We start from the raw sequence: 24,752 nt of genomic DNA, 5'->3' as shown, positions 1-24,752 counted from the left end.
GGATCGCCGGGCGGCCCCATCGCCGCCGGTGGCGTCTCTAGTCCCTATTGTCGTACTTCGTCTAGACCTGCTCCTCCACGCGCGGCGCATACGGAAAGACCGGACGCGCCGCGAGGGCACGCCCGGTCCGGCCGGAAAGGCGGCGTGCCCCTAACCGGATACTCGCTTGGCGATCGCGTCGCCGATCTGGGAGGTGGTCCGGGCGCCGAGGGCGGCGCGCTCTGCCAGGTCGTCCGAGACGGCCTGCTCGACGCGGCGGGCCGCGTCCGGCTCGCCGACGTGGTCGAGCAGCATGGCGACGGAAAGGATGGTGGCGGTCGGGTCGGCCTTGCCCTGCCCGGCGATGTCGGGCGCGCTGCCGTGCACCGGCTCGAACATCGACGGCGCGGTGCGGGCCGGGTTGACGTTGCCGGACGCGGCGAGCCCGATGCCGCCGGCGATCGCGGCGCCGATGTCGGTGATGATGTCGCCGAACAGGTTGTCGGTGACGATCACGTCGAACCGCTGCGGCTGGCTCACGAAGAACATCGTGGCCGCGTCGACATGCACGTAGTTCGTCGTGACCTGCGGGTACTCCGCGCCGACCTGCTTCAGCGTGCGCTGGTAGAGGTCACCGGCGAAGGTGAGCACGTTGTCCTTGTGGACGAGCGTAAGCTGCTTGCGGGGCCGGGAGGCGGCGACCTCGAACGCGTACCGGATGACCCGCTCGACCCCGTAGGCCGTGTTGATGCTCTCCTGAGTGGCGACCTCGTGCGGGGTGCCCTTCCGCAGCACGCCGCCGACGCCGGTGTAGGGCCCCTCGGTGCCCTCGCGGACGACGACCATGTCGATGTCGTCCGTCGTGGCGCCGGCCAGCGGGGTCGCGACGCCCGGGAACAGCTTCACCGGGCGCAGGTTGACGTAGTGGTCCAGCTCGAACCGGGTCCGCAGCAGCAGGCCGCGCTCCAGCGTCCCGCTCGGGACGCTCGGGTCGCCGATGGCGCCGAGCAGGATGACCTCCTGCTCGCGCAGCTCGTCCAGGACCGAGTCGGGCAGCGTCTCCCCCGTCCGGTGCCAGCGGGCGGCGCCCAGGTCGTAGGACGTCTGCTCGAAGGTGAGGTCGCCGGAAACGGCGTCGAGGACCTTGAGCCCCTCGGCGACCACCTCGGGGCCGATCCCGTCCCCCGGGATGACGGCCAGACGAATAGCGCGCGAAGCCATGCGCGCACTCTACTGCAAACGTCTCAGTGCTTGGGCTTTCGTCTCACATTCCGGGCATTCAACGCGCGAGGCCGCAATCCCCGCACATGCCGCCACCTGGAACGCGGTAATACAAACAGCAATTGTTCCGGACGAACCCGTCCGCCCCGAACGCCCCCGTACCGGCGAGCGGCTCCCGCCTGAGCAGCTCACCGACCAGCGCCACCCGCCCGGGCTCGGCCGGGCCGACGTTCAGGCTCCCCGCGAGGGCGGACGCGGCATTGCCCCACACCAGCCCGTCCGCGAGCTTCACGAAACCAATCGCCTCGCGCAGCGGCCGCAACCGGCCGTCCACGACCATCGGATGGACGAGCCCCGCGGCCTCCTCCACGGACCGGACCCGCCACCCGGCGGGCTCGCCGAGCCACAGAGTGATCGCGTCACCCGGCGCCCAGCGCCAGCGCAGCCCGCCGATATCCGGGACGATCCCGCGCGCCGCGGCCGCGACGACCGGCGACCACAACCGCGAGGCGAGCGCCTGGAACACCAGCGAGGCGGCCACACGCCGTTCCGCGGTCCCGAGCCGCTCCCCGTAGTCACCGATCAGGGCATCGAGGCGCTCGTCGTCCCCGGGAAACGGCAGCCAGGCAGGATCCCCGGGCTCGGCGACCTCCACCTCGATCTCGAAGTAGGGCCCGAGCCGGGCGACGTCGCGCAACACCCCCGAGACCTCACCGGACACGACGCCGAGCGACATCCCCCTAGTCTTCCACCGCCGCCACAGCACTCACCCCGGCCGACGCCCGGCATCTGGCCGCGCCTCGGGGCCCGAAAGGGAGAGAGACGCTAGTCCGCTCTCCGGTCCAAGGCGGTCTGCAGGGCGCGGGCGGCTTCTTCTTCGGCGTCGTCGGCGGGCGCGTTGGTCCAGGTGTCGTTCATGAGATTGCTCCAGATCGCTGGGCTTTGGCCAGAGGGGCGGCCGGGACACCGTGGTTCGCACGGTCCGGCGCGGGAATCGGGCTGACGGCCAGGCGGAGTCTCCGCAACGGGTGCCGGCCTGCCGATGATCAGGCCCCGCTGCGGCAGCGAAGGATTACCACGAAGCGCCGCATGATATCTGCGAGACTACCTCCGCTTCCGCGGAGTTGTCCCGACCCGTGGCCGATAATCTCAATATTCGAGACGAGCAGGGTGTGCGGAACGCCACGGGCGGGCGCCCGGCGCGATGCCGGAACGCCCGCCCGTCCGTGCGGAGTGCTCAGCCGTCGAGGTCCACGCGGCGGCCCATGTCGGCGCCGACCTCGCGGGTGATGGCGTCGACGAGCTGCGGCGAGATGGCCGAGTCGACGGTGAGCGCGATCAGCGCCTTGCCGCCCTTGGCCGCCCGGCCGACCTGCATGCCGGCGATGTTGACCTGCTCGTCGCCGAGCAGCTTGCCGACCGCGCCGACGATGCCGGGACGGTCGACGTAGGTGAAGAACGCCATGTGCTCGGTCGGGACGAGCTCCATGTTGTAGCCGTTGATCTCGATGATCCGCTCGGCGTGCTTCGGGCCGGTGAGCGTGCCCGACACCGACACGACGGCGCCGTCGGACATCGTGCCGCGCACCTGGACGACGTTGCGCCAGTCGGGGCTGTCCTCGCTGGTGGTGAGGGTGACCTCGACGCCGCGGTCGCGGGCCAGCAGCGGCGCGTTGACGAAGGTCACGGTCTCCTCGATGACGTCCACGAACACGCCCTTGAGCGCGGCCAGCTCCAGGACCTTGACGTCGTGCTCGGCGATCTCGCCGCGCACCACCACGTCCAGCCGGACCGGGACGCCGCCGGCGAGCGAGGTGAAGATGCGGCCGAGCTTCTCGGCGAGCGGCAGGCCGGGCTTGACGTCCTCGGCGACCGCGCCGCCCTGCACGTTGACGGCGTCCGGGACGAACTCGCCGGACAGCGCGAGCTTCACCGAGCGGGCGACCTGGGTGCCCGCCTTCTCCTGCGCCTCGTGGGTGCTGGCGCCGAGGTGCGGGGTGACGACCACGCTGTCGTGGTGGAACAGCGGGCTCTCGGTGCACGGCTCGGTGCTGAACACGTCGATGCCGGCGCCGGCGACCCGGCCGTCCTTCAGCGCGAGGTCGAGGGCGGCCTCGTCCACGATCCCGCCGCGGGCGGCGTTGACGATCCGGACGGACGGCTTCACCTGCTGCAGCTCGCGGTCGCCGATGAGGCCGAGGGTCTCGGGCGTCTTGGGCAGGTGGACGGTGATGAAGTCGCTCTCGCGGAGCAGCTCCTCCAGCGTGACGAGCTTCACGCCGAGCTGCGCGGCGCGGGCGGCCTGCACGTAGGGGTCGAACGCGATCACGTTCATGTCGAAGGCGGCGAGGCGCTGCGCGACGAGGACGCCGATGCGGCCGAGGCCGAGCACGCCGACGGTCTTGCCCTGCATCTCGACGCCGGTGTACTTCGAGCGCTTCCACTCGCCCTGCTTGAGCGCGCTGTGGCCCTGCGGAACGTTCCGCGCGGTGGCGAGGAGCAGCGCGATCGCGTGCTCGGCGGCGGTGACGATGTTGGACGTGGGCGCGTTGACGACCATGACGCCGGCCTTGGTGGCGGCCTCCACGTCGACGTTGTCGAGGCCGACGCCGGCGCGGGCGACCACCCGCAGCTTCCTGGCGTGCTGGAACACCTCGGCGGTGACCTTGGTGGCGCTGCGCACGATCAGCGCGTCGACGTCGGCGACGGCGGGCAGCAGCTTGTCTTTGTCGCTGCCGTCGACGTGCCGGACGTCATAGTCGGCCTCCAGCACGGCGATGCCGGCCGGGGAGAGTTCTTCTGCGACGAGGACGACGGGCTTACTCAAGGAAACAGTCCTTCGGAAGTGGGTGTTCGTGTGATGTGTGCAGGTGAAGTCGCGAGTCACCTCGTCGTGCCCTCGCCCCCGCCGTGAGTCTATAACCCGGCGCCCGGCAAGGGTCGCGGCAGGGAAGGACCCACCAGTAACTCCGGTACGTCCCTTTCCGCCGGGATCGTTCAGGCGGCGTTGGGTTCGGGCACCGCGGCCAGCACGGTCGCGACCCGCTCGGCGTCGGAGACGTGCACGTGCGGGACGTCCACGAACACCCGCAGCGGCCCGGCCGGCAGCCCGAGTTCGTCGGCGACCTGGATCTGCACCTCGCGCAGCGGGATGTACATGAGGTAGCCGCGGTGGACGTTCTGCGAGCGGAACATCGCGGTCATGATCAGCCGGTAGCCGCGGATGCGGAACGACAGCGCGGTCAGGGCCGGCAGCCCGTCGGCCGGCTCACCCGGGATCGTCAGCGAGATCCACGCGCTCGTGGTCCACGGCCTGGCCCGCAGCAGGTCCACCACCCACCGGATCTGGTCGTGGCCGTCCAGATCGTGCAGCCTCGGCCAGTACCGCCCGCGGACGACGCGGCGGGTGCGCTCCTGGGCCCGCCGGACGAGCCGCGCCCGGTCGCCGTGCTCGTGCAGGATCGGGTCCTCCCAGCTGAGCGAGCTGACCTCGAACAGCAGCGGCGGGCCCTCGATGATCGGGCCGCCGTCCTCCAGGCCGGCCAGGCCGGCCGTCCAGACGTGCCGCAGGACGCCGATCCACGCCTGCCCGCACGTCTCCCAGCGCTGGACGTCCTTGTCCTCCCGCGCCGGCACGTCACGGCTCCTCGCCGTAAATCGCGGAATTGCCCGCCTTCCGCATTGCCGTCCCGGTAATGAATTCCGGTTCGTCCGCGGCCGGTGACCTTCCGTCGCCGCCGATCAGTCTCACACCGCTCATGCACTCGCCCCAAGGCCCGCTCGGGCGGCGGCCACGGCGGTGTTCGCGCAGGTTCTCCCGCCACCGGCCGCGACCGTCACGGCTTTCTTCAAGTATCAGGCAAAGTACCCAGAAAGGGTAGGGATATGTATCACCACAGGACCTTCACCGGCATTCTGACCGACGCGCCGATGATCGGTCACTGGACAATCTGTCCAAACGCCGGTGATATGTCTCACCTCGGGCCGGGGACGTCCCGGTACAGGACCAGGTATCCGTCCTGACGGAACACCTCGCGGTATCCCTCCGCCTTCAGTTCCCCGACCCGGCGCCGCTGGTCGGCGACCGACGGGAACGGGAACTCCAGCCTCCCGACGTACGCGACCACCCAGGGCGCACCGCGCGACCGCTCGTCCCACAGCAGGACGCGGGCGCGGGACGTCAGCGCCGGGCCGACCCCGTTGGCCGCCTCGACGAGCGCGCCGTCCGGGATCTTCGCCGCCGCCGCGGACGCCGCCCTGGCCCGTTCGTTCTGCCGCCACAGTGCCGGGTCGGCCAGGTGCCGGTAGGCGAAGAACGGCACGCAGACGAGCATGGCCGCGAGGACCCCCGCCATCGGGACGACGGACGGAGCCCGTCCCGCGGGCCCGAACCTGCCGCGCAGCCGCGCCGCGCCGTCCGCCGAGGCCAGCACGAGAACGGCGATGATGAAGGCGTTGTAGTGGTAGTGCGGTTCCCACCAGTTGCCGAACCGGCTGGCGAGCATCCGCTCGGCGAGCAGCGGGACGGCGGTCAGGGTCAGCGGGGACGCCAGCGGCAGCAGGAGCAGCGGCAGGACGACCAGCGCCATCGTGAGGATCTTCTGCGGCGGCGTGCCGAGGACGCTCACGAGGTCCCACGGGTGGGTGAGCGCGTGCGCCGCCGCATGAGGCAGGTCGGGGCCGAGCGCCCCGTACGCCCAGTAATAGTCGTTGTCACCGCCGAACGCCGCGATGGCCACGCGGGAGCACACCCAGGTGGCGACCAGCCCGACCACGATGTAGGCGAGGCCCGCCCGCCGGTCGCCGCGGGGCAGCAGATCGCGCGGGGTCCGGCGTTCGCGCTCGTCGGGACGGGTGAGCAGGTAGAGGCCGAAGCCGGCGAGCAGCAGCCCCATGTCCTCCTTGACCAGCAGCAGGCCGAACGCGGCGGCCGCCGCCTGGACCCGCCGTCCCGCGTCGTGCCGCTCGACCATCAGCGCCGACAGCAGCGGGACGAACGCGACCTCGTGGAAGTCGAACGCGAGCGCCTCGGCGATCGGCCAGGACAGCGCGTAGCCGCCCGCCGCGCAGTACGCGGCGCCCGCGCCGAGTCTCCGCTCGGTGTATCGCCAGATCGGCGGGATCGCGAGCGCGAGCAGGACGGCCTGCGCGACCAGCAGCGTCGCCGGCCCGTCGTGGATCCAGTACAGCGGCGCGAGCAGGGCCAGGATCGGCGAGAAGTGGTCGCCGAGGATCGAGAAGCCCGGGCCGAAGTCGTTGTGGACGCCCTTGACCATGGCGACCGGCAGGTCGAAGCGGCTGTAGGAGCGGATCGCCTGATCGAAGATCACCAGGTCGTAGCTGCCCGTCCGGAAGGCGCGCAGCCGCATGAGCGAGTACGCCGCGTAGAGCAGCGCGCTCACCGCGACCAGCGCGGTGAGCGCGGCGCGGCGCCGCCGCGCGTTCTCCCCGCGGCTCGCGGGGACCTCGCCGACGCGCCCCTCCACCGCAACCGCCTCAGCCACGCGCCGGACGCTACCACCGGCACCGGCGCGCGGCTGAGTCGCCTGGCGGGCCTTTGCTAAGTTGCCATGCGGCCGGTGGTGGGGAGGCGGCCGCCGGTCACGGCGCCGGCGAAGACCGCCGCGACCAGCGGAATGCCGAAGGCGAGCACCAGCATGAACAGCCAGGGGATGTCGACGATCGTGCCGTGCCTCGGGAAGCCGGGCTGGTTCACGCCTTCGGTCAGGGGCCGGGTCACCGCGAGCCCGGGTACGAGGCCGCCCGCGATGCCGAGCCAGCAGCCGATCGCGGCGGTGACCCCGGCCTGCCCCATGGTCAGCAGCCGGCCGGTGCGCGGCCTGGCGCCGATGGCCTGGAGCGTCGCGAGGTCAGGCCGGGCGTCGGCGGCGGCCAGGCTCGTCGCGATCAGCGTGCCGCCCAGCGCGAGGATGGCGGCGGCCGCCCCGAGCACCAGGGTGACCTTGCCGAACGAGCCGGTGAAGCCGCGCTCGACGTAGACCGCGTCATCGTACGGAGCGAAGGCCTTCATCGTCTTCTCCAGCCGTGCCTGCTCGGCCTTCGTGACCCGGTGGTCGGCGCGGTCGATGCCGTACGCCTGTGTCTCGACGCGCAGACCGGTCTTCGCCGCGATCCGTTCCGCGACCTTCGGGGGCACGATGGCCTCCACGTGCGGATCGCCTTGGGCGGCGACGGCCGGCAGGTCCGGCACCGTGGCGGCGGTGTGCTTCTGGTCGTCGGCCCAGTAGGAGATCGTGGCGTCGACCTTCCCGCCGGCCTTGGGCGCCGCCCCGAACAGGACGACCGTCCCCGCGTCCAGCGCCGCGGTCACGGCGGGATCGTCACGGCCGAGCAGCAGCCGGGCCTCGCGCGCTCCGCCGACCACGTTGTCCATGAGGTTGAAGCCGGCCATCCCGTCGTCCTTGGCGGAGAAGGACACGCTCCGGCACTGCGAGGTGTCCTCGGAAAAGCAGGACGAGCCCTCCCCGGGAAGTCCGCGCAGCGTGGTGACGGGCACGCCGGGCAGGTCGCGCATGATCGCCGGGCCGGCCGCCTCCGCGTTCTGCGGCTGCGGCCGGACGAGCGCCGACCCCATGGGCAGCTGTGCCTGGTACTCGATGCGCTCCTGCCGGAAGTCGCTGGCGCCCCCGATGGCCAGCGCGGTGACTCCGGCGACGGCCGCGACGATCGCGGCGATCGCGGGCGCGGTGCGGGCCCGGTTGCGGGCGGCGTCGCGGACGGCGAGGCGCAGCGGCAGCGGGAGCCCGCGCGCGAGCCGCCCGCTCGTCCCGACGATCCACGGGCAGGCGAGCACCAGGCCGATGATGATCGCCGCCGCGCCGACCGCGGCGCCGAACTCGCGCATCACCTGGACGCCCACCAGGGACACCACCACGCCGGCGAGGACGAGCACGCCGCCGGCGATCGGCCAGCCGCGGCGGCTGCGGCCGGGCGGCTCGCGGCGTCCGGCGAGGGCGGCGACGACGTCCATCCGGCCCGCCTGCCAAGCGGGCACCATCGCGGCGAGGACCCCGCTGCCCGCGCCGAGCAGCATCGTCACGGCGACCATGAGCCACGGCACGGTGAAGGGGCCGAGCGGTTCGCCCCCGTCCGACTCGGCGACCTGCTTGGTGACGGCGGCCGCGGCGATCCCGAGCGCGGCCCCGGCCACCGCGGCGATCCCGCCGAGCAGCAGGCCGCTCGCCAGGACGACGGCCCGCAGATGCCGGCCGGCGCCGCCCGACGCCTCGACGAGGGCGAGTTCGCGGCGCCGCCGCCGGACGTCCACCACGAACGCGGGCCCGGCCAGCAGCACGACCTGGAGCACGATCATCGCGATGATCATCGCGAGGACGGCGACCTCGGCGCCGCTCGGCGCGGGCACGCCCTCCTTCGTGTCCTGCGCCATGGTGGTCGCCCGGAGGACGGCCAGGGCGACGACGATGCCGATCGGCAGCCCGATCATGCACAGCACCAGCGCCGTGCGGCCCTTGACGCGCAGAGCGTCCTGCCGTGCCATGCGCAGTGCGAAGGCGTAGCGGTTCACTTGGTCTCCTGGAGCAGGGTCTCGGGTCCGGACGTGCCGGGCGTCGCGTCGACGATCCGGCCGTCGCGCAGGAACACGACCCGGTCGGCCCAGGCGGCGTGCCGGGACTCGTGCGTGACCATCAGGCAGGACGCGCCCGCGTCGCAGCGACCCCGCAGGGCGCGCATGATGTCCTCGCCGGTGTGGCTGTCGAGGGCGCCCGTCGGCTCGTCGGCGAGGACGAGCCGCCGCTCCCCGACCAGGGCGCGGGCGATCGCGACGCGCTGCTGCTGGCCGCCGGACATCTCGTCCGGGAACCGGTCGGCGAGGTCGTCGATGCCGACCTCCGCCAGCGCGTGCCGCGCCTCCCGGCGGGCCTGGCGGGCGCGGGCGCCGTCGAGCTCGCGCGGCAGCATGACGTTCTCGGCCGCGGTGAGGCTCGGGATGAGGTTGAGGTCCTGGAAGACGTAGCCGACGCTGCGGCGGCGCAGCGCCGACCGCGCGCCCCGGCTGAGCGCGCCGAGGTCCGTGCCGTCCACCAGGACGTGCCCGGCCGTCGGACTGTCGAGGCCGCCCGCGAGCGTCAGCAGGGTCGACTTCCCGGATCCCGACGGGCCCATCACGGCGACGAACTCGCCCGCCGCGACGTCCAGCGTCACCCCGCGCAGCGCGTGCACGAGCGCCGCCCCCGTTCCGTGGTCGCGGTGGACGGCCCGCATGGCCAGGGGGTTCATCGTCGTGCCTCCTCGTCGGTATTCGCCGGCGTCTCGGCCGGCGCGGCGGGCACGGGCGGCAGCGCGCGGACGACGTAGGACTCGCAGTGGTCCAGCCAGCGCACCTCCGCCTCCGCCTGGAAGATCATGGATTCCAGGACCAGCCGCCACGCGCGGTCGCCCTGGTCGGCGGGCACCGCGGGAGCGTCCGCCTTGAGCCGGGTGAGGTCCTGCAGGGTGCGGAGCGTGGCGGTGCGCTGGGTCTGGACGACGTGGGCGACGTCCACCCCGGGCGTGGTGACGGCCATCGCCAGTTTGATCGCCAGTTCGTCGCGCGGACGGTCGGACCGGACGAGGGGGGTGGCGAACCACCGCCGGACGTCCTCCTCGCCCGCCGGGGTGATCCGGTAGACGAAGCGGCCCTCGTCGTCGGCGCCGACGCGGGTGACGAGGTCGTCGCGTTCGAGCCGGTTCAGCGTGGAGTAGACCTGCCCGATGTTGAGCGGCCAGGTGGCGCCGGTGGAGGACTCGAACTCGGCGCGCAGCTGGTAGCCGTAGCGGGGTCCCTGGGCCAGAAGGGCCAGCAGACCGTGACGGATCGACATACCTACCAAGTATGCATACCGGGTATGGCGGTGGCAATACCGAGTATGCATCCACGAAGACACACCGGCGAGATTTCACTGTGCGCAACCGCGTGGAGGCTTAACGTGACCGATGTCCCCGGCCGATCAGGAGATGACCCGTGACCTCGGACAGCACCATCAGCGTCCTGCGCGACGTCCTGCGCGTCTACGACCACCGCTACCTGAACCTCGACCGGCTCCAGCGCGAGCGGCTCGTCGAGGGCACCCGCCGCGTCATCGGCGAGGAGGGGCTGAGCGACGCCGCCCGCGCCGCGATGCCGGCGTCCGTCCGCCTCCGGGCGTTCTGCATCCAGCACGGCCTGTGCGAGGAACTGGAGCGGCTGATCCGCGACGAGGTCGAGGGCAGCCCGGCGGGCGCGGTCGTGGTCGGCGGGCGGATCTACGCGATGTACCCCTACCTGCGCGGCGTCCCCCGGCAGGACGCCGACATCACCACCGAGGTCGGCGTCGAGCACCGGCTGGACACCGTCACCTGGCAGGGCAGGAAGGTGCGCATCCGGGGCGTCGCCGCACTCCAGCGCGTGGAGACGAACCGGACGGCCGTGGACGTCATCCTGCGGGAACGGACGTCCGGGATGGAACACGGCTTCCCCGCCGAACCCCGCGCGGACGGCGGCGGAGCGTTCGAGGCCGTCGCCGACCCGGCGGCCGTGGAACCGGGACGCTGGGACGTGCACGTCGCGGCGACCACCCTCGGCGTCACCCGCGAGGCCAGGTTCGGGTCGGTCCGGGCCGAGGCGGCGAAGACCTCACCGCAGCGGCGCGCCGCCGGCGGCAAGGACGTCACCGTCTACTTCACCAAGGGCGGCCACCTGGCCCTGTTCGTGACGGAGAAGGAGGAGCCTCCGTCCCTGCGCGCCAGAATCCGCCGCCGCTTCCGCCGCTGAAACACGAAAGCGCGGGGGCAGGCCGCCCCCGCGCTCGCCGTGCGGATCTCGGTCGCCGGGTCAGTCGTTGAGCCAGCTCATCATCGGGCGCAGCTCGGCGCCGGTCTTCTCGATGGGGTGCTGGGCCAGCTCGTCCCGGTACTGCTGGAACTGCTTCTGGCCGCCCTCGAACTCGTCCACCAGCTCCTTGGCGTACTGGCCGGACTGGATCTCGCCGAGGATCTTCTTCATCGCGGCCTTGGTCTCCGGCGTGATCACGCGCGGGCCGCGGCTGTAGCCGCCGTACTCGGCGTTGTCGGACACCGACCAGTACATCTTGGAGATGCCGCCCTCGTAGATGAGGTCGATGATCAGCTTCAGCTCGTGCAGGACCTCGAAGTAGGCGACCTCCGGCTGGTAGCCGGCCTCGGTCAGCACCTCGAACCCGGTCTTGATCAGCTCGGAGACGCCGCCGCACAGCACGGACTGCTCGCCGAACAGGTCGGTCTCGGTCTCCTCGGTGAAGGTGGTCTTGATGCCGCCCGCGCGCAGCCCGCCGATGGCCTTGGCGTAGGACAGGGCCAGGGGCCAGGCGTTGCCGGACGCGTCCTTCTCCACGGCCACGATCACCGGCACGCCGCGCCCGGCGACGAACTGGCGGCGGACGAGGTGCCCCGGGCCCTTCGGCGCGACCATCGCCACGTCCACGCCCTCCGGCGGCTGGACGAGGTCGTAGCGGATGCTGAAGCCGTGGCCGAAGAACAGCGCGTCGCCCTCGACCAGGGCGGGCTTGATGTCCTTCTCGAAGATCTCCCGGTGGTGGTGGTCCGGGGCCAGCAGCATGATCAGGTCGGCCTCCTCGGCGGCCTCCGCCGGGGTGACCACGCGCAGGCCCTCGGCCTCCGCCTTCTCCCGGCTGGCCGACCCCTCGCGGAGCCCGACCCGCACGTCGACGCCCGAGTCGCGGAGCGAGAGCGCGTGCGCGTGCCCCTGGCTGCCGTAGCCGATGATCGCCACGTGCCGGCCCTGGATCACGCTCAGGTCGGCGGCGTCGTCGTAGAACATCTCAGCCACAGTGCTGTTGCCTTTCGTTGATGGTGTCATGCCGCCCGCGGGCGGCCGTACGGATGGGCGGGTCAGGCGCTGCGCTCGATGGCCCGCAGCGAGCGGTCGGTGATCGACCGGGCGCCGCGGCCGACCGCCACCATGCCCGACTGCACCAGTTCCTTGATGCCGAACGGCTCCAGGACCCTGATGAACGCGTCCAGCTTGTCGCGGTTGCCGGTGGCCTCGATCGTGACGGCGTCGGGCGCGACGTCCACCACCTTGGCACGGAACAGCGTGACGGTCTCCAGGACCTGCGACCGTGTCTCCTGGTCGGCGCGCACCTTGACCAGCACGAGTTCGCGCTGGACGGACGCCGCCGGGTCCAGCTCGACGATCTTCAGCACGTTGATCAGCTTGTTGAGCTGCTTGGTGACCTGCTCCAGCGGCAGGTCGGCGACGTTCACCACGATCGTCATCCGGGAGATCTCCGGGTGCTCGGTGGTACCGACCGCGAGGGACTCGATGTTGAAGCCGCGCCGGGAGAACAGCGCCGCGACCCGGGCCAGGATGCCGGGCTTGTTCTCCACCAGCACCGAGAGGGTGTGCAGGCTCATCGGGGTCAGTCTCCGTTCTCCCAGTCGGGCGCCATGTCCCTGGCGATCTTGATGTCGTCGTTGGTGGTGCCGGCCGCGACCATCGGCCAGACCATGGCGTCCTGGTGCACGACGAAGTCGATCACGACGGGCGCGTCGTTGATCTCCATGGCCTTGGCGATGACCTCGTCGACGTCCTCGGCCTTCTCGCAGCGCAGGCCGACACAACCGTACGCCTCGGCGAGCTTGACGAAGTCGGGGATCCGCTTGGCCGAGTGCAGATTCGTGTTCGAGTACCGCCCGTCGTAGAAGAGCGTCTGCCACTGCCGGACCATGCCGAGGTTGCCGTTGTTGATCACGGCGATCTTGACCGGGATGCCCTCGATCGCGCAGGTCGCGAGCTCCTGGTTGGTCATCTGGAAGCAGCCGTCGCCGTCGATCGCCCAGACCGTGGTGTCCGCCGCGCCGACCTTGGCGCCCATCGCCGCCGGGACGGCGTAGCCCATCGTCCCGGCGCCGCCGGAGTTCAGGAACGCGCCCGGCCGCTCGTACTTGATGAACTGCGCGGCCCACATCTGGTGCTGGCCGACGCCCGCGACGTAGTACGCGTCGGGCCCGGCGATCCGCCCGATCCGCTCGATGACGTACTGCGGGGACAGCGAGCCGTCGTCCGGCGTGTCGTAGCCCAGCGGATACGTGTCGCGCCAGGCGTCGAGCTGCCGCCACCAGTCGGTGTAGTCGCCCCTGCGGCCGGCCTCGTGCTCGTTCTGCACGGCGACGATCAGGTCGGCGATGACCTCGCGGGCGTCCCCGACGATCGGGACGTCGGCGTGCCGGTTCTTGGAGATCTCCGCCGGGTCGATGTCGGCGTGCACGATCTTGGCGTTCGGGGCGAACCCGTCCAGCTTGCCGGTGACCCGGTCGTCGAACCGGGCGCCGAGCGCGACCAGCAGGTCGGCGCGCTGCAGCGCGCCCACCGCGCCGACGGCGCCGTGCATGCCCGGCATGCCCATGTGCAGCGGGTGGCTGTCGGGCAGCGCGCCCTTGGCCATCAGCGTGGTGACGACGGGCGCGCCGGTCAGCTCGGCGAGCACCTTCAGCTCGGCGGACGCGCCCGCCTTCAGCACACCGCCGCCGACGTACAGCACCGGGCGCTGCGCGCCCGCGATCAGCCGTGCCGCCTCGCGGACCTGCTTGGAGTGCGGCCGGGTGACGGGCCGGTACCCGGGGAGCTGCAGCGCGACGGGCCACTCGAACCCGACCGTCGCCTGCAGGGCGTCCTTGGCGATGTCGACGAGGACGGGACCGGGACGCCCGGTGCCCGCGATGTGGAACGCCTCGGCGATGGTGCGGCCGATGTCCTCGGCCTTGGTGACCAGGAAGTTGTGCTTGGTGATCGGCATCGTGATGCCGGCGATGTCGGCCTCCTGGAAGCCGTCCGTCCCGATGAGGGAGGACGCGACCTGCCCGGTGATCGCCACGATCGGCACCGAGTCCATGTAGGCGTCGGAGATCGCGGTGACGAGGTTGGTCGCGCCGGGCCCGCTGGTGGCCATGCAGACGCCCACCTTGCCGGTCACCATCGCGTAGCCCTGGGCGGCGTGCCCCGCGCCCTGCTCGTGCCGGACGAGGATGTGGCGCAGCTTCGCGGAGTCGAACAGCGGGTCGTACGCCGGGAGGATCGCGCCACCCGGAATGCCGAACACGGTGTCGACGCCGACGTTCTCCAGGGCGCGGACCAGCGCCTGGGCTCCCGTCATCTGTTCGGTCGTCATGATTCTGCGGTTCCTTGGGGAGTGAGTCTTGGCTCGCCGGGCAACAAAAAACCCCCGCCGCCGGGAGGCGGTCGAGGGGAGGCGCGCAGGACGGAGAGCTTGGTCAGCCTGCGCGCCGACCAAGTACTACGAGGATGGTGGAAGTGCTCTGCACGAGCCCACTTTCGCCGATGTCCGGCCGCCGGTCAAATCCTTGGACACTTTGTCCCACATGTCGAGATGCGAGTGTCGCCCGTCACCCCGGCAGGGGCAGCGGGACGTCGCCGGGACGGTCCCGCTCCGCGAGGTTCGTGCGCACCAGCGACTCGACCCGCCGGGCCTCCATCGGCCGCGCCACGAGGAACCCCTGGCCGCGCGGGCAGCCCATCTCGCGCAGCAGCTCCAGCTGCTCGGGCCGCTCGATGCCCTCCGCGACCACGGTCAGCCCGAGGTCGCTGCCGAGCCGCACGATCGTCCGGGTGAGCATTGTCAGCGTCTCGTCCGAGCCGAGGCCCGCCACGAACGACGGGTCGATCTTGATGATGTCGACCGGGAGCTGCCCGAGGTAGGCGAGCGAGGCGTACCCGGTGCCGAAGTCGTCGATCGCGAGCCGGACACCGAGGTCGCGCAGCTCCGACAGGCGTTCCACATTCTGGCCCGCGTCCTCGACGAGGACCTCCTCGCGCACCTCCAGCGTGAGGGCCTGCGGCGGCAGCCCGGTCTCCGCCAGCGCCGCCGCGACCGACTCCACGAACCGGGGCGCGGCGATCTGCCGGGCGGTGAAGTTGACCGACAGGCCGACGTCCCACGAGTCGCCGCGCCACCGGGCGACCTCCCGGCACGCCTCCCGCAGCATCCACTCGCCGAGCGGAGTCATCAGTCCGGACTCCTCGGCCGGTCCGATGAACTCCTCCGGCGGCACCATCTCGTTCCCGCGCCGCCAGCGCAGCAGCGCCTCCACGCCCGTCACCCGGGACGTGGCGAGGTCGACGACCGGCTGGAAATCGACCGAGAACTGCTCCTCGGCGAGCGCCGCCTGCAGGTCGCTGCCGAGTTCCAGCCGCCGCACGACGTCGGCGTGCATGTGCGGCGCGTACACCTCGACGCGCCCGCCGCCGAGCTCCTTCGCGCGGGCCATCGCGAGGTCGCCGTTGCGCATCAGGTCGGCGGCGGTGCGGCGCAGCCTGCGCCCGGCGTCGGACCCGGCGACGTGCGGCTGCTCCTCGTCCCCGGCGAACGCGATGCCGACACTCGCCGTCAGCACGATGTGCTTGTCGCCCACCTGGTAAGGGTCGACCGAAAGTACGCGGAGGAGCCGACCGGCGAGCTCGACTGTGGCGCGAGTCTCAGGATCGTCCGGCGGCAGCTGGACCAGGACGGCGAACTCGTCCCCGCCCCACCGCGCCACCGTGTCGTCGGACTGGACGTTCGCGCGCAGCCGCCGGGCCGCCTGGGCGAGCACCTGGTCGCCGGCCGCGTGCCCGTCGGAGTCGTTCACGGCGGTGAACCCGTCCAGGTCGACGAACACGACCGCGACCGTGCCGCCGGCGTGCTGCCGCGACAGCACCTCGCGGGTGCGCTCCTCGAAGTAGGACCGGTTCGGCAGGCCCGTCAGGCCGTCGTGGAAGGTCAGGTGGGCGACCTGCCGCTGCAGCGCCGCCTGCTCGCTCAGGTCTCGGGTCGTCACCAGCAGCCGGGACGGCGCCCCGTCCGAGCCGCTGTACCGGGAGATCGTGGACTCGGTCGGCAGCCACGTCCCGTCCGCCGCCCGCACCCGGCACGACACCCGCAGCGCGTCCTGCGGCCCGACGTCGCCGGACTGCTCGTCCAGGAACTCGGTGAACACCTGCTGGACGCGCGGCAGGTCCTCGGGGTGGACGATCTCGTTCAGCGGGCGCCCGAGCAGTTCGTCCGGCGTGTAGTGGTAGGTGCGCAGCGCACCCGCGCTCGCGTACCGGACGGTCGCGTCCAGGTCGCAGATGAGCACCGCGTCGTTGATGCTCTCCGACAGCGCCCGGAAGTGCTCCTCGCCGGTGTTCACGGCCCGGCGCAGCGCGTCGTTCTCCCGCAGCAGCCCGGCCAGGCGCGCGATCAGCGCCAGCGCCGCCGAGCCCGCCGCGATCGAGACGCCGGGTTCCAGGCCGTTGCTCCCGGTGATCGAATGGCCCGCGATGAACAGCGCGGCCGCCGCGGCGACCGCGGCGGGCGCGATGCCCGGGCCGATCATGCGGCCGCACTCCTCGGTGCGGGCCGCGACGTCCTCGGGGATGTCGTCGACGGGCAGCTCCGGCTCGGCGGCCGGGCCCGTCCACGGCACCAGCAGCAGGAGCAGCAGCCCGGCGAGGCGCAGGATGTCGGACGGGTCGTCGCCCGGCCCGCCGCCGTCCAGCCGCACGAACGTGGTCACCACGTCGGCGGCCGCGATGGCGGCGAGCGCGCCGTACCCCATCCAGGCGAGGCGGCGGTGCCCCCGCGCGGCGCCGAGGACGAACGGCAGCGCGCCGCAGACGAACACGATGTCGATCAGCGGGTACAGAAGCTCCAGCAGGAACTCCGAGGGCGACTCCCCCGACCGGTGGTACAGGCTCCCGAACAGCGCGACCCAGCCGAGCACGAACAGCGCGCAGGCGCAGACGTAGGTGTCGGCGACGTAGCGCAGCCATGTCCCCGCGTCCCGGGGCAGCCTGATCGGCACGACCAGGCCGGTGACGAGCGCGACGAGCGCGAACAGGTAGAAGAGGTCGGGGACCGAGAGCGACAGGGCGCTGCGGCCGGAGCCGTCCGACAGGGCGCCGCCCATCGCGCCGACGAACCAGGACGCGGCGGCGATCCCGTACCAGCGCCACGACGCGCGCCAGATGCCGCCCGGGACGGACGCGTCCGCCGGGACCCCGTCGGGGCGCCGGGACGACAGCAGCAGGGAGACCGCGGCGGCGCCCGCGGCGCCGGCCTCGGTCCAGGCGATGAAGGGGCGGCCGCCCCAGCCGAGCAGCGAGCCGATGGCGTACAGCACGCCCACGACCGCCGCCATGCCGATCGGCAGCGCACGCGGCGATACCCGCCTGGCGTAGTCGCCGCTCATCGCGCCATGTCCCTTCCTGCCCCGGTGGAGCGATCTGTCCCCGCGGACGCCGCATCACGCCGGGGGGATTCGGTGGGTCCACGACCCTCGCCGCACGGATAACGGCCGGAAGGTCACGGATCGTGCCCCGCGCAGGGATCGGCGCGGGCCCGGTGGGGAGCGCACCGACATCGCCTGCCGAAGATCAGCGACATTGCTGCTTGACGGGATCACCGTGTCGCTCACTGTACGTTCGGTAGGTCACGGAGCGATTGAGGCTGAGCGTCCTCCCGGCGACGAACGACCTGGGCGGGAATCCGTTTTGGGACGTCCGAAAGCCGATCGTCACGGAATCTGCGCCTTGCCCCGGAATACGCTCCGTGATGTGGAACGGCGGGCCTTCCGGATCCGTACTACCTACGGGAGGCGTTCATGCGACAGCACTCGCTCGTTCTGGTCTCGGCCGCCGTGCTCCTGGCCGCCTGCTCCTCCACGTCGCCGGACGGTGAGGCGGGGCATACCCCGCCGCCGCTGACGTCCGGAGCCTCGTCCGGCACCGGCACCGGGAGCGGGGCGCCGGGGAGCAAGGGGCCGGGCGAACCGCGCACGCTGGCCGGCGATCTGAAGGTGCCGTGGGCGGTGGCCTTCCTTCCCGGAGGCGACGCCCTGGTGACCGAGCGCGACACGGCACGGCTCGTGCGCGTCACGCCGTCCGGACGGAAGACGACCGTCGGGAGGGTGCCCGGCGTGGACGCGCAGGGTGAGGGCGGGCTGCTCGGCGTCGCGGTGTCCCCGGCCCACACCGCCGACCACCTGATCTTCCTGTATTACACGGCCGCGTCCGACAACCGTGTCGTCCGCGCCACCTATGACGGACGGCTCGGCAAGCCGGAACCGATCGTCACCGGCATCCCGAAGGGCGCCATCCACAACGGCGGCCGGCTGGCGTTCGGTCCGGACAAGATGCTCTACATCACCACCGGCGAGACCGGCGAGGGCGGCAAGTCGCAGGACAAGGGCTCCCTCGGCGGCAAGATCCTCCGCGTCACACCCGACGGGAAGCCCGCACCCGGCAACCCGTTCGGCTCCCGCGTCTGGACGTACGGGCACCGCAACGTGCAGGGCCTCGCATGGGACGACAAGGGCCGCATGTACGCCACGGAGTTCGGCCAGGACCGCTTCGACGAGATCAACCTGATCCAGAAGGGCAGGAACTACGGCTGGCCCGAGGTGGAGGGAGTCGGACACCGCAAGGGCTTCACCGACCCGCTTCTCACCTGGACGACCGACGAGGCGTCGCCTTCCGGCCTCGCCTACGCGGACGGTTCCCTCTGGGCCGCCGCCCTGCGCGGCTCGCGCCTCTGGCAGATCCCCCTCGACAACGGCAAGGCGGGTCGTCCCATCGCCCGGTTCCAGGACGAGTACGGGCGGCTGCGCGCCGCCGTCAAGGCCCCGGACGGCTCGCTCTGGGTCACGACCAGCAACCAGGACGGCCGGGGCGACCCCGCCCCCGACGACGACCGCATCCTCACCCTCAAGCCCGGCTGACGCCGTCCCGGTTCCCGAGGGGAGGGAACCGGGACGCTGCAGGCATCAGGTGAGCTTCTCCAGGATGAGCTCGCGGGCGCGGCCGGCGTCGGCCTGGCCGCGGGTCGCCTTCATGACGGCGCCGACGAGGGCGCCGGCCGCGGCGACCTTCCCGGCGCGGATCTTGTCGGCCACGGCCGCGTTGCCGGCGATCACCTGGTCGATGACGGCGGACAGCTCGCCCTCGTCGCTGACCACCTTGAGACCGCGGGCGGCGACGACCTCGTCCGGGCCGCCCTCGCCGGCGAGGACTCCCTCGAAGACCTTGCGGGCCAGCTTGTCGTTCAGCTCCCCGGCGGTGATCATCGCCTGGACCCGGGCGACCTGCTCCGGCGTGATCGGCAGGTCGGCCAGCTCGACGCCCTGCTCGGTGGCGCGGCGGGACAGCTCGTTCATCCACCACTTGCGGGCGGCCGGGGCGTCGGTGCCCTGCGCGATCGTCGCCTCGATGAGGTCGACGGCGCCGGCGTTGACGACGTCCCGCAGCTCCAGGTCGGACAGGTTCCACTCGGCCTGGATGCGGCGGCGCCGCGCGGCCGGCAGCTCCGGCAGCGACGCGCGCAGCTCCTCCACCCACTCACGCGACGGCGCCATCGGGACGAGGTCGGGCTCCGGGAAGTACCGGTAGTCCTGCGCCTCCTCCTTGCTGCGCCCGCTGGTGGTGCGGCCGGTGTCCTCGTGGAAGTGGCGGGTCTCCTGGACCACGCGGCCGCCTGCGTCCAGCACGCCCGCCTGCCGCTCGATCTCCGACCGGACGGACCGCTCCACCGACCGCAGCGAGTTGACGTTCTTGGTCTCCGTCCGCGTACCCCACTCCGCGGCACCGCGCGGCATGAGCGAGACGTTCACGTCGCAGCGCATCGAGCCCTGCTCCATGCGCACGTCCGACACGTCGAGCGACCGGACCAGCTCGCGCAGCTCCGTCGCGTACGCCCGGGCCACCAGCGGCGCCCGGTCGCCCGTCGCCGGAATCGGCTTGGTGACGATCTCCACCAGCGGGATGCCCGCCCGGTTGTAGTCGACCAGCGAGTACTCGGCGCCGTGGATCCGCCCGGTCGACCCGCCCACGTGCAGCGACTTGCCGGTGTCCTCCTCCATGTGGACGCGCTCGATCTCGATCCGGTACGTCTCCCCGTCGACCTCGACGTCCAGGTGACCGTCCACGCAGAGCGGCTCGTCGTACTGCGAGATCTGGAAGTTCTTCGGCATGTCCGGGTAGAAGTAGTTCTTCCGGGCGAACCTGCACCACTCCACGATGTCGCAGTTCAGCGCGAGGCCGATCTTGATGATGCCCTCGATCGCGGCGTGGTTGGTGACCGGCAGCGACCCCGGCAGCCCCAGGCACACCGGGCACACCTGCGTGTTCGGCTCCGCGCCGAACTCCGTCGGGCATCCGCAGAACATCTTGGACGCCGTACCGAGCTCGATGTGGGTCTCGATCCCGAGCACCGGCTCGAACTTCGCCAGCGCCTCGTCGTAGTCCATCAGCGTCGGGGTGGTCACTTCGCCTCCACCAGTTCCGGGGCCTTGGCCAGCAGCGGGCCGCCCCAGCGGTCTTCGAGGGCCCGCTCGACGGCGGCGCCGACGCGGTACACGCGGTCGTCGCCGAGGACGGGGGCCATGATCTGCAGTCCGACCGGCAGGCCACCGGACAGGCCGCACGGCACCGAGATCGCGGCGTTGCCGGTGAGGTTCGCCGGGATCGTGCACAGGTCGGCCAGGTACATGGCGACCGGGTCGTCGGCGCGCTCGCCGATCGGGAACGCGGTGGTCGGCGTGGTCGGCGAGACCAGCACGTCCACCTGCTCGAACGCGGCCTCGAAGTCGCGCTTGATCAGGGTGCGGACCTGCTGCGCCTTGCCGTAGTAGGCGTCGTAGTAGCCGGACGACAGCGCGTAGGTGCCGAGCATGATGCGCCGCTTGACCTCGGGGCCGAAGCCCTCGGCGCGGGTCAGCGCCATGACCTCCTCGGCGCTGCGGGTGCCGTCGTCGCCGACGCGCAGCCCGTACCGCATCGCGTCGAAGCGCGCCAGGTTGGACGAGCACTCCGACGGCGCGACCAGGTAGTAGGCGGGCAGCGCGTAGGTGAAGTTCGGGCAGGAGACCTCGACGACCTTCGCGCCGAGCGACTCCAGCAGCTCGACCGCCTCGGTGAAACGGGCCGAGACGCCCGATTCGTAGCCGTCGCCGGCGAACTCCTTGACGACCCCGACGCGCAGGCCGTTGACGTCGGCGTGGCGCGCGGCCTCCACCACCGGCGGGACGGCCTGGCTCACCGAGGTGGAGTCCATCGGGTCGTGGCCGCTGAACGCCTCGTGCAGCAGCGCGGCGTCCAGCACAGTGCGGGCGAACGGACCGGGCGTGTCCAGCGACGACGCGAACGCGATCACGCCGTACCGGGACGAGCCGCCGTAGGTGGGCTTCATCCCGACGATGCCGGTGACGGCCGCGGGCTGCCGGATGGAGCCGCCGGTGTCGGTGCCGGTGGACAGCGGCGCCTCGTACGCGGCGACCGCCGCGGACGACCCGCCGGACGACCCGCCCGGGACGCGCTCCAGGTCCCACGGGTTGTGCGAGGTGAAGTAGGCGCTGTTCTCCGTGGACGAGCCCATCGCGAACTCGTCCATGTTCGTCTTGCCGAGGATCACCAGCCCGGCCGCGCGCAGTCGCGCCGTGACGGTCGCGTCGTAGGGCGGCCGCCACCCTTCGAGGATCTTGGACCCGGCTGTGGTGGGCATGTCCGTGGTGGTGAACACGTCCTTGTGCGCGATGGGGACGCCGGCCAGCGGGCCGAGCTCTTCCCCCGCCGCGCGCCGCTCGTCCACCTTCCGCGCCTGCGCCAGCGTCGTCTCGCGGTCCACGTGCAGGAACGCGTTGACCTGGCCGTCCACCGCGGCGATGCGGTCCAGGTGCGCCTCGGCCACCTCGACCGCCGACACCTCACCGCCGCCGAGCAGCTCGCCCAGCTCCGCGGCGCTCTTCCTGACCAGTTCGCTCACCGTCACTCCTCCTCGTCCAGGATCCGCGGGACTCGGAAGCGCTGCTCCTCGGCGGCCGGCGCGCCGGCGAGGGCCTGCTCCGGAGTGAGGCACTGCCGTACCTCGTCCGTCCGGTAGACGTTGGTCAGCGGCAGCGCGTGCGAGGTGGGCGGGATGTCCTCCGCCGCGACCTCCTGCACCCGCGCGACCGCGGAGATGATCTGGTCGAGCTGGGCGGCGAGATGGTCGAGCTCATCGTCGCCGAGCGCCAGCCGGGACAGCCGGGCGAGATGCGACACCTCGTCACGGGTGATGGCTCCACCGGTGACTCCGCCCCCGGTGGAGCCATCGGAGGCGGCGTGCTCACTAGACATGGGAGAGAAACCGTTCCTGCGATGAATTGGGTTCCCCGCCATCCTATGGGCCGGGGCATCCAGGCCCGACTGGTTTACGCGGGCGTGATCCCGCGCGTCGCGGATCCGCGGTGCCGCGGTCAGGCGCTGCCGGGCGCCTGGACCGAGGGCAGCGCGAAGGAGTACTCCCGGAGCCATTCGGTGGCGGCGGCCGCGTCCATGGGGCGGCCGAAGTGCCAGCCCTGGGCGGCGTCGCAGCCCATCTCGCGGAGGGCCTCGGCGGTGGCGGCGTCCTCGACGCCCTCGGCGACCGAGCGGAGCCCGAGGGTGCGGACGAGGTCGACGATGGAGCGGACGATGACGGCGTCGTCCGCGGAGTCGGCGAGCCGCTGCACGAACGAGGAGTCGATCTTGATCTCCTCGACCGGCAGCCGTTTGAGCCGGACGAGGGAGGAGTAGCCGGTGCCGAAGTCGTCCAGGCTGAGCGGGATGCCGAGCTCGCCGAGGGCGGCGACGGTGTCGGAGGCGTAGGCGGGCTCGTTCATCAGGATCCGCTCGGTGATCTCCAGCTGGAGCGCCGCGGCGGGCAGGCCGCGGGCGAGCAGGCCCTCCTCGATCGTCTCGGTGAGGCCGGTGTCGAGCAGGTCGCGGCCGGAGGCGTTCACCGCGACCTGGATGGCGAGGTCCTCGCGCCACCAGGCGGCGGTCTGCGCGAGCGCGGCCTCCACGACGTAGTGGGTGATCGAGCGCATCAGGTACGTCTGCTCGGCGATCGACAGGAACGCCTCGGGTTCGAGGAGGCCCTGGTCGGGGTGGCGCCAGCGCAGCAGCGCCTCCATGCCGACGAGGTGGCCGTCCCGCAGCGAGATCTTCGGCTGGTAGAACAGCTCCAGCTCGGAGCGGTCGATGGCGCGGCGCAGGTCGCCGAGCATGTTGAGCCGGGCCGGGGAGTTGCGGTCCTTGCCGGGCGAGTAGATCTCGACGCCGGACCGGGCCTCCTTGGCGTTGTACATGGCGACGTCGGCGCGCTGCAGGAGCAGCTCGAAGTCGGGCGCGTGGTCGGGGAACAGCGCGATGCCGACGCTCCCCTCCAGGTCGAACGACATGCCGTCCAGCCGGACGGGCTCGCTCAGCGCCGCGCGCAGCCGGGCGGCGACCTCGCGGGCGGCGGCCTCGTCCCGGACGGTCGGCAGCAGCACCGCGAACTCGTCCCCGCCGAGCCGCGCGACGAGGTCGCCGGGCCGGACACTGTGCGTGAGCCGGTGCGCGACGAGCTGCAGCAGCCGGTCGCCGGTGGGGTGCCCGAGGGTGTCGTTGACCTCCTTGAACCGGTCGAGGTCGAGCAGGAACAGCCCGGCGCGGTGGCTTGGCGGGTCGGCGGGCTTGCGCAGCCGGGACGGCCCGAGGCCGGTGCCGCGCGGGCGGCGCCGGCCGTCGCCGCGTTTCTCCGCGCCGCGCGCTTCGGCGAGCGCCTCCTCGGTCCGGACGATCAGCAGCTTGCGGTTGGGCAGCCCGGTCAGCCCGTCGTGCAGTGCCTGGTGCTCGCGCCGGACGGAGACGGACGCGTTCATGTACACGGCGATGAACGGCAGGACGATGAGGGGCACGAACACGGCCGACCGGTCCATCGCCACGACCATCAGCGGGGCGAGGCCGAGCAGCGCCAGATGGACGAGGACCTGGTAGCCGAGGTCCCAGCGGAGCGCCTTGACCAGCGACACCCGGGCGTGCAGCGCGACGGCGGCGCCGACGAGGGTGTCGTTGCAGACGAAGTAGACGGCGCCGGCGAGCGCGATCGCGGGCAGGTCGGAGCCGTGCGGCACCCACAGGGTCGACGGGGTCGCGAGGTCGCCGAAGAGCGCGAGGACGAGCTGCGCGGCGGCGAGGCTGAGGGTGTACTGGGCGGCGTTGAAGGCGATGCGGTGCGGGGAGCGGGCGCGGAAGATCCCGCAGGTGATCACGGCGACGACCTGGAGGGCGGCGGCGACCGGCAGTCCGGCGTACAGGAGCGCGGCGAACGAGAAGGTGGTGGAGGTGGTGGCGCCGTTGTTCTCGGTGGAGCCGGGCGTGATGATCGGGCGCAGCTCGCCGAAGATGATGAAGCAGCCGAGGATCCAGAACACGGGCGTGCCGGCCAGCGCGTCCAGGTCGCCGCTGCTCAGCCCGGAGAACGCGGTGACGCCCGCGGCGACGCCGAGCATGATGACGACGAGGAAGTAGATCCACAACGGGGAACCACGGCGTGGCGCCGTGTTCCGCGTGTTGTTCGGGTCCTTCATCACATCCTCGGGGGGTTCGGGGGCCGTCCCCCGGCACCGGACGTCCCCGATCCCGGGGGACGCCCCCGGGTGTTACGTCCGGAGATTCAGGTGTGGGTCGTGATGAGAGGGAGGGTACGACCTTTGCTCAACTTCGCGAAACCGATTGC

The 24,752-nt window shown here is 72.0% G+C and carries 18 protein-coding genes; 2 read left to right on the top strand and 16 right to left on the bottom strand.

Annotation, left to right across the window (positions count from 1 at the left end):
- Positions 1 to 150: 150 nt before the first annotated feature.
- The 8 genes from ACQPXG_RS12925 to ACQPXG_RS12890 form a co-directional block, all read right to left on the bottom strand.
- Positions 151 to 1,200, bottom strand: a complete 1,050-nt coding sequence (locus tag ACQPXG_RS12925; protein WP_433467904.1) for a 3-isopropylmalate dehydrogenase — start codon at positions 1,198 to 1,200, stop codon at positions 151 to 153.
- A gap of 58 nt (positions 1,201 to 1,258) precedes the next feature.
- Positions 1,259 to 1,936 carry a (2Fe-2S)-binding protein gene (locus ACQPXG_RS12920; RefSeq protein ID WP_433467903.1) on the bottom strand — a complete coding sequence of 226 codons (678 nt, stop codon included), beginning with the start codon at positions 1,934 to 1,936 and terminating at the stop codon, positions 1,259 to 1,261.
- A 501-nt stretch (positions 1,937 to 2,437) separates the two neighbouring features.
- Entirely contained in the window at positions 2,438 to 4,027 is a 1,590-nt protein-coding gene (serA, locus tag ACQPXG_RS12915; RefSeq protein ID WP_433467902.1) for a phosphoglycerate dehydrogenase, read from the bottom strand.
- A gap of 170 nt (positions 4,028 to 4,197) precedes the next feature.
- Positions 4,198 to 4,836, bottom strand: a complete 639-nt coding sequence (locus tag ACQPXG_RS12910) for a hypothetical protein (protein WP_433467901.1) — start codon at positions 4,834 to 4,836, stop codon at positions 4,198 to 4,200.
- 338 nt (positions 4,837 to 5,174) lie between these two features.
- Positions 5,175 to 6,704, bottom strand: a complete 1,530-nt coding sequence (locus ACQPXG_RS12905; RefSeq protein ID WP_433467900.1) for a DUF2079 domain-containing protein — start codon at positions 6,702 to 6,704, stop codon at positions 5,175 to 5,177.
- 56 nt (positions 6,705 to 6,760) lie between these two features.
- On the bottom strand, positions 6,761 to 8,746 hold the full coding sequence (locus ACQPXG_RS12900) for an FtsX-like permease family protein (protein ID WP_433467899.1): 1,986 nt from the start codon (positions 8,744 to 8,746) through the stop codon (positions 6,761 to 6,763).
- On the bottom strand, positions 8,743 to 9,459 hold the full coding sequence (locus ACQPXG_RS12895; RefSeq protein ID WP_433467898.1) for an ABC transporter ATP-binding protein: 717 nt from the start codon (positions 9,457 to 9,459) through the stop codon (positions 8,743 to 8,745). Before ACQPXG_RS12895 ends, ACQPXG_RS12900 begins: the two co-directional genes overlap by 4 nt.
- The gene (locus tag ACQPXG_RS12890; protein WP_433467897.1) at positions 9,456 to 10,043 is read right to left on the bottom strand and encodes a PadR family transcriptional regulator; all 588 of its coding nucleotides are present in this window, start codon (positions 10,041 to 10,043) and stop codon (positions 9,456 to 9,458) included. The genes ACQPXG_RS12895 and ACQPXG_RS12890 overlap by 4 nt, the downstream gene beginning before the upstream one ends.
- Before the next feature lie 140 nt (positions 10,044 to 10,183).
- Between ACQPXG_RS12890 and ACQPXG_RS12885 the strand changes: the two genes are divergently transcribed.
- Entirely contained in the window at positions 10,184 to 10,972 is a 789-nt protein-coding gene (locus ACQPXG_RS12885) for a hypothetical protein (RefSeq protein WP_433467896.1), read from the top strand.
- Between the two features lie 60 nt (positions 10,973 to 11,032).
- Here the strand turns inward: ACQPXG_RS12885 and ilvC are convergent, their stop codons facing one another.
- The 4 genes from ilvC to ACQPXG_RS12865 all read right to left on the bottom strand — a co-directional run bounded on the left by ilvC (position 11,033) and on the right by ACQPXG_RS12865 (position 17,427).
- On the bottom strand, positions 11,033 to 12,016 hold the full coding sequence (gene ilvC / locus ACQPXG_RS12880; protein WP_433467895.1) for a ketol-acid reductoisomerase: 984 nt from the start codon (positions 12,014 to 12,016) through the stop codon (positions 11,033 to 11,035).
- A 71-nt stretch (positions 12,017 to 12,087) separates the two neighbouring features.
- Complete coding sequence (gene ilvN, locus ACQPXG_RS12875) at positions 12,088 to 12,612, bottom strand: acetolactate synthase small subunit (protein WP_433467894.1); 525 nt, start codon at positions 12,610 to 12,612, stop codon at positions 12,088 to 12,090.
- Between the two features lie 5 nt (positions 12,613 to 12,617).
- Positions 12,618 to 14,489 (bottom strand): acetolactate synthase large subunit, encoded by a 1,872-nt coding sequence (locus tag ACQPXG_RS12870; RefSeq protein WP_433467893.1) that lies wholly within the window; start codon positions 14,487 to 14,489, stop codon positions 12,618 to 12,620.
- Between the two features lie 112 nt (positions 14,490 to 14,601).
- Positions 14,602 to 17,427, bottom strand: a complete 2,826-nt coding sequence (locus ACQPXG_RS12865) for a putative bifunctional diguanylate cyclase/phosphodiesterase (protein WP_433467892.1) — start codon at positions 17,425 to 17,427, stop codon at positions 14,602 to 14,604.
- A gap of 411 nt (positions 17,428 to 17,838) precedes the next feature.
- Here ACQPXG_RS12865 and ACQPXG_RS12860 point away from each other — a divergent pair, with 411 nt between their 5' ends.
- Complete coding sequence (locus ACQPXG_RS12860; protein WP_433467891.1) at positions 17,839 to 18,954, top strand: PQQ-dependent sugar dehydrogenase; 1,116 nt, start codon at positions 17,839 to 17,841, stop codon at positions 18,952 to 18,954.
- Positions 18,955 to 18,999: 45 nt separating this feature from the next.
- On the opposite strand, the gene gatB is transcribed toward ACQPXG_RS12860, so the two are convergent.
- From gatB to ACQPXG_RS12840, 4 genes are all read right to left on the bottom strand, one after another.
- Positions 19,000 to 20,478, bottom strand: a complete 1,479-nt coding sequence (gene gatB, locus ACQPXG_RS12855; RefSeq protein WP_433469955.1) for an Asp-tRNA(Asn)/Glu-tRNA(Gln) amidotransferase subunit GatB — start codon at positions 20,476 to 20,478, stop codon at positions 19,000 to 19,002.
- Between the two features lie 14 nt (positions 20,479 to 20,492).
- Positions 20,493 to 21,998, bottom strand: coding sequence for an Asp-tRNA(Asn)/Glu-tRNA(Gln) amidotransferase subunit GatA (gatA, locus tag ACQPXG_RS12850; RefSeq protein WP_433467890.1), 1,506 nt, complete (start codon positions 21,996 to 21,998; stop codon positions 20,493 to 20,495).
- Positions 21,995 to 22,345 carry an Asp-tRNA(Asn)/Glu-tRNA(Gln) amidotransferase subunit GatC gene (gatC, locus tag ACQPXG_RS12845; RefSeq protein WP_433467889.1) on the bottom strand — a complete coding sequence of 117 codons (351 nt, stop codon included), beginning with the start codon at positions 22,343 to 22,345 and terminating at the stop codon, positions 21,995 to 21,997. Before gatC ends, gatA begins: the two co-directional genes overlap by 4 nt.
- A gap of 119 nt (positions 22,346 to 22,464) precedes the next feature.
- A complete protein-coding gene (locus ACQPXG_RS12840; protein ID WP_433467888.1) occupies positions 22,465 to 24,603 on the bottom strand; it encodes a putative bifunctional diguanylate cyclase/phosphodiesterase in 2,139 nt (712 codons plus the stop codon).
- Between the last annotated feature and the right edge of the window lie 149 nt (positions 24,604 to 24,752).

This window comes from Spirillospora sp. CA-128828 (genome assembly GCF_050945415.1).
Lineage (GTDB): Bacteria > Actinomycetota > Actinomycetes > Streptosporangiales > Streptosporangiaceae > Spirillospora.
This window is presented reverse-complemented; position numbering and strand designations above follow the sequence as displayed.

Bases quoted from the DNA above. Each gene is read 5' to 3' on its own strand.
- gatC (WP_433467889.1), bottom strand. From the start codon at position 22,345: ATGTCTAGTGAGCACGCCGCCTCCGATGGCTCCACCGGGGGCGGAGTC.
- gatB (WP_433469955.1), bottom strand. From the start codon at position 20,478: ATGGACTACGACGAGGCGCTGGCGAAGTTCGAGCCGGTGCTCGGGATC.
- ACQPXG_RS12890 (WP_433467897.1), bottom strand. From the start codon at position 10,043: ATGTCGATCCGTCACGGTCTGCTGGCCCTTCTGGCCCAGGGACCCCGC.
- ACQPXG_RS12925 (WP_433467904.1), bottom strand. From the start codon at position 1,200: ATGGCTTCGCGCGCTATTCGTCTGGCCGTCATCCCGGGGGACGGGATC.
- ACQPXG_RS12860 (WP_433467891.1), top strand. From the start codon at position 17,839: ATGCGACAGCACTCGCTCGTTCTGGTCTCGGCCGCCGTGCTCCTGGCC.
- ilvN (WP_433467894.1), bottom strand. From the start codon at position 12,612: ATGAGCCTGCACACCCTCTCGGTGCTGGTGGAGAACAAGCCCGGCATC.
- ACQPXG_RS12920 (WP_433467903.1), bottom strand. From the start codon at position 1,936: ATGTCGCTCGGCGTCGTGTCCGGTGAGGTCTCGGGGGTGTTGCGCGAC.
- ilvC (WP_433467895.1), bottom strand. From the start codon at position 12,016: ATGTTCTACGACGACGCCGCCGACCTGAGCGTGATCCAGGGCCGGCAC.
- ACQPXG_RS12895 (WP_433467898.1), bottom strand. From the start codon at position 9,459: ATGAACCCCCTGGCCATGCGGGCCGTCCACCGCGACCACGGAACGGGG.
- ACQPXG_RS12840 (WP_433467888.1), bottom strand. From the start codon at position 24,603: ATGAAGGACCCGAACAACACGCGGAACACGGCGCCACGCCGTGGTTCC.
- ACQPXG_RS12865 (WP_433467892.1), bottom strand. From the start codon at position 17,427: ATGAGCGGCGACTACGCCAGGCGGGTATCGCCGCGTGCGCTGCCGATC.